The organism is Acinetobacter sp. ANC 4636 (assembly GCF_054454555.1).
Map to the genome: position 1 here is coordinate 1 of NZ_JBTKVD010000029.1, position 5,808 is coordinate 5,808.

The window sequence follows — 5,808 nt, forward strand, 5'->3', positions numbered from 1 at the left end:
CGTTGCTGCTCAACACCATTACTTTTGTTGAGACTGCTGCTATTCATATAACCATCGAAACGTTCAGTATCCGATATCTGCGCACTCCCCCAGCCTTTACTACTTTGGACTTCATTTTGGCTCTGGACTTTCTGACTCGATGTAATGTATACGTCATGCCCAGCATTAATCGTATTATCATTTTGAGTCACAACCGAACTACCAATGATCTTAATATCACCCTGTTCTGTTTGTAAGGTAGAACTTCCACCTACAGAGAGTTGTGTCCCTGTGGTTTTAACAACCTGCCCATCTCCTGCACTTTTATCATTATAAATACCAAGCGGAGAAAGCCAGTCTCGGTTATCGGTACTAAAACCACTGCGTTTACTGTTTGCAGTTTCTGTATGTGTATCTTGAACAGCATCTAAAAGGATGTTGTCTTTAGCATGTAATAATGCATCTCCCTCTGCCGAAATCTTAGCACCTTGGCTCTGTATACTGCCTTGATCAGCAATAATGTTTAGATTACCTTTTGCTGCAACCTCAGTCACTACAGCTTGGGTTGATACAATATCAGAGGTTTTTTCTGTTTTTTGACTACCTGCTGTTACTACGACAGGCGTTGCGGCAGCCATTGAAGCTTTTCGAACAGCTTCACCATGTGCCATAACTTGACCAACAACACTGTCCGAGAACTGCCCATCTTGGTTACTCTTTTCATAAGCAGATTTTGCAGCTTCCCCTCCAGAATAGGTTACCCCGATCGACAATCCTGTTTGCTTTGTAGTAATTTTGGAATGTTGTTCCGTGGTTGCATATGCGGCATTTAAATTAACATTTTGTCCCGTGAGATTAATATCTTCTCCTGCTTTCAACAATGCTGCCTGTGTCGTTAAATCTTTTCCAGCACTGATATTAATACTGCCATTTTGGCTATGAATCTGGCTTTGGGTAATCGTTAAAGCTGTTTCTTTCTCATTCAATTCAGACTTGGATTTAGCATAACCAACACTTGCCACACCATCCGAAAAACTTGAAGTAAAACCAGATTTTTTCTTATATGATTCAGAAACCTTAGACTCATGATTCTCCGCCGCCAGAATATTGACATTTTCTGTTGCCTGAATCTGAGTCAAATTGTCCGCAACCACCTGACTCCCCTGAATGGTAATATTCTTGGCATCAAGTACAACATTCTTGCCTTCAACGGTACTGGCAATTGCTTCATCACTCTGATTATGGATATAACCACTTTCAGTTTTGCTGCTTAAAATCCCACTTTTTTTACTGTACCATTGACTATCAAGTTGGCTAGTCTTACGCCCTTCTCCAATATTGAGTTGATCTGCTGCACTTATGTAAGTTGTTCCCTGTTCGCTATTTAAAGCCGAGCCTTTAACAGTGATATTCTGACCACTTAACAGTAAAGATCCTGCACTGGTGATCTGGCTACCGACATCTTGGGTTTGCTGTGAGGTTGAACTATTTTTCGCATCACGTACAGTTTGCAGTTGATAACCTGTCTGCACTGTCCCAATATCAATATTTCCTTTTGCATTCAGAAGAGTAGCGCCATTATTATTCTGAATTTCAGCACCTTTGAAAACGGCATTACCCGCAACATCCATGACCAATGTTGCGGAATTCAGATTAATCTCTGACGAACTGCCATTCCCTACATACAAGCCTGCAACTCGGTCAATACCTGTAACTGTTGAACTAAAACCACCAATCTGACTGGTTGCAGTTTTTGTGGTGGTGGTGAGATTTAAATTTCCACCGACATTGAGTGCCATTGCATCTTGAGCACTGATCTGACCCCCAATATTATTCAGGTCATTTCGGGTGGAGATAGCAACCGTATTGCCCTGAATCCGTCCCATCAGGTTATTCACGTTGTCAGCAGTAATTTGGACAGCTTCACGCCCTGCAATGGTGGCACTGTTGAGTAAGTCCCCATTCAGCTTGAAATTCACGCTATTTGCCGACAGTAAAGTGCCATCGCCTTTTAAATCACCTACCCGAGCCTTGATATACACTTGTGGAACTAAAGCTTGGGTGACTGTACCATCAGGTAAAGTGACCGTCTTTTCAACCAGCCAGACAATATCACTGGTCAATTGCGCGATCTGGGCAGCACTCAGGGCAACGCCTGGACGCAAGCCGTAGGTCTCCGCAAAGGTCAAACCATTGTCCATTAAGGCTTTATACTGTGCTTCATCACCAGCATAACCCTCGAGAAAGCGATAGCCTGTTAGGTTTGCAATCTGATCTTGAACCATACGTTGTTCATAGAAGCCATCCCCCAGTCGTTTTTGCTGTAAAGCAGGATCAAGCCCCAAGGCATTCAGCATGTAGTCTGACGAAAGCCATTTGCCATAGTTGGTAAAATTTGGATCGGTTTCAATCAAATATCCAGCCTGACTATTCGGGTTAACTCGGTATAAGGCACTATTAGGAACTTTAACGCTCGGGTTATTCACTGTACGGACTTCGAGTGTGACATCACCTGTTGTATCCAAACTACTGCTATCTGCAGATTGTGCTTGTCCGGTTGTGGTTGTCGTACTAGTAGTTTTTAAATTCGGTGCTAACGTTTGCTGCACCCAACTGGCTTTTATCGTCTCACTACTTTGATTATTAGAAACTTCAGTAGTTGCAGTCTCCTGCTGCGTTAAAGCCTGACCAGCCAAGAGTTGACTGACAGGCAGATCAATCGTTGTTTCAGTTGAAATTTGAAAAGGGTTGACCCATGTACCTTCATGCTTCCAATAAAGCGTTTGTGTTCCTTGATCAACCACTTTTCTGATGCCTTTGGCATCCAATGAGGTAATGGTTCCACCCTCATTTTTTAACTCACCACCCGCCAGAATCTGGCTCTTGTCATTCAAGACATTCGCACTAGACAGATCCAGATTGCCGCCTGCAACAATTTTGGCAGGCGCAGATTCTAGGGTCTGGGTTTCATAGGTAATTTCGCTGTACTGATATTTTGACCAATCTTCTCGACCATTCATTGGGCGAAGGACCGTGCCATCAAAGTTGTACCAACTCCAATAGAACTTTTCTAAGCCATCGGTGCGGGCAACTTCCACGTCGCCTGTAATAAAGTGCTTGTTAATATTATTAATCTGTTGTGCAGAGAGTTGCATATCGCCCAAAGATTCAATGGTTGCACTTTCATTGTTGATGACTTTGGCTTGCCCGATGGCATGATGATCTGCATCCAGTGCTCCACCCAGATAAAGGTTACCACCACTAAAAATCAGTGCCTGACTGGTATAGTCAACCGAATTGGCAAGGTTGTTGAGGGTTTCTACGCCTAAGTGCAGATCACCACGTGAAGCAATCACCGACGCATTGCCTTGGTCATCTGGCGTATTATTCAAGGTATTGGCAGCAATCGCCAAATCCGTTCCATAGATGCGACCTGTTCCCTGATTCGTCACTGTATTTGCCTGTAACCAAGTCACATCTCCATTGATCAGCCCCGTATTGGTTAACTGATCCTGTGCGGTGATTTGGGTTTCATGGCTCTCGATTTTGCCATTTTGAAGATTGCTAATATTGTTGGCATTGATTTGTAACTGATTGCCTGCATTGATCACCCCATTGTTCACAAGGTTGGCTGCAACATTGAGGGTTAAATTCTGATTGGCCTGAAGCTGTGCATTGGCCGTATGCAGATAGTCATCTTGCAGCGTCAGCGTTGCATTGCCCAGACTTAAAAGACGACCATCACCAGAAAGTGACTTGGCTTGTAGATTCAGTTGTGTCCCTGCCAGCAATTGCCCTTCCAGATTGTTAATCTGCAGCTGATCACCCTGTACTTGAAGCAACTGTTGACTACTGATTTGACCTTGCTGATTATTTAACTGCTGTCCTATCAGCAACTGCTGATCGCCACGACTGCGAATACTGCCCTGCTGGTTATTCAGAATATTGCTTTCAATGTTTAGGCTTTGTGCATCTATCCCTTGGGCTGTGGTCGTGAGATTATCATTTAGGGTATTTTGGTTATCGAGCTGTTGTGCTGTGATGTTTAATTGTCCTGCAGCAACAATTTGACTGTCAGGATCGCTACTTTGCGTTTTTCCTTGATTGCTAATATGATCGACAGAGAGAGTCATATCCCCCATCGACAGGATTTGTCCTGACTGGTTATCTAGATACTGATTTAAACCTGCTCCTGTGATCTGTAATTGATCTGCTCCGAGCAATGTCCCACGGTTATTCAAGAGCTGATTGACATCTAGAAGTAACTGCTGACCACTGGCGATGTAGCCATTCTGGTTATTTAAAGTCGCAATATTCTGGAGTTGAATAGTTCCCTGACTCAGGATACCGCCTTGCAACCCACTGTTACTGTTGATGAGATTCTGCTGATGGGTATTCAATTGAATCCCGTCCTGAGCCTGCATCAAACCCTGATCATTGTTCAGTTCACCTGTATCCAACAGCAATTGCTTGCCACTCAGAATGCCCTGAAGATTGTTTAGCGTCTGCTCATGACTATTTAAGGTCAATAAATCTGCGGCAATGATTTGCCCTTGGCTATTATTGATCCCTGCCGCACTTAAATTGAGTTGTTGCCCCGCCTGTAATCGCCCTTGCTGGTTATCGACTTGGGCTTGTCCCGCTTCAATACTGAGACTGCCATAAATTGATCCAATCTGCCCCTGTTGGTTATTAATACCTAGGCTATTGAGCTTGACAGATTGGTTCGCGGCAATATTGCCACTCTGATTATTGATATCCTGTGTTGTTTCAATCTGGAGATTGGACTGGGCAGCCAGTTGTCCCGCATTGGAGTTATCGATTTGATTGGCTAGAATTTGTAAATCTTGGCCTGCCAGTATCTGACCTGCCTGATTACTTAAAACCGCATTACCTGCGTTCAGCAGAATATCGCCCTGAGCACTGCTGATCTGTCCAGCATTATTATTCAACCCAAAGCTGCTGAGATTAATCCCTAAATCTGCAATGATCTGACCTTGCTGATTGTCAATATCCTGCTGACTTTCAAGGGTCAGTTGTGTTTTCGCCTGAATCAATCCTGCCTGATTCGAAAGCTGTGCTTGCCCACTGTTCAGGTTCACCTGATTTTCTAAACTGGCAATTTGACCCTGATTGTTATTAAGTCCCTGGCTATTCAGTACGATGGACTGACCTGCAAGAATTTGTCCTTGCTGATTGTCAATTTGTCCCTGACTCTGAATCTGGATACTCTGCTGGGCTGAAATGTTACCCTGCTGATTGCTCACTTGCTGATGCTGCAAATTCAGACTGTCTGCAACAATTGTCCCAGCATCATTATTGAGGTTTTGACTACTTAGATTAATACTGGTTTTGGCCTGAATGGTTCCCGACTGGTTTGCAATGTTCTGCTGACTGGTTAAATCAATTGACTGTAATTCAGAATAGAGTAACCCTGACTGATTATTCAGATCACCCGCATGAATGGTGAGAAACTGCCCACTGGCAATTTGCCCAGAGGCGTTATCCAGCAGATTGGCAACCGCAAGATCAATCTGATCAACAACCTGAATTTTGCCCTGTGTATTATCAACGTCCTGACTATTGATATTGAGTTTTTGGGCAATATTTACTTGTCCAGACTGGTTGTTCAAACTCTGGGTTTGAATATCAGCTTGCTGGGCTGTGAACTTTCCTTGCTGATTATTGAACGTATTACCCTGAACTATCACTGTTCCGAGTTGTAATTGCCCATTTTCATTATTCACACCATTTTGACTGGTCAGATTCACGCGACCATTGGCAGTCACGGTTCCCTGATCATTATTCAACTGTTGCTTAACATGAATA

At 43.6% G+C, this 5,808-nt stretch carries 1 protein-coding gene; it reads right to left on the minus strand.

Features of this window, described 5'->3' with window-relative positions:
• Positions 1–5,808: hemagglutinin repeat-containing protein (locus tag ACX1N5_RS15485; protein ID WP_458803513.1), on the minus strand; the 5,808-nt coding region annotated here is incomplete at both ends.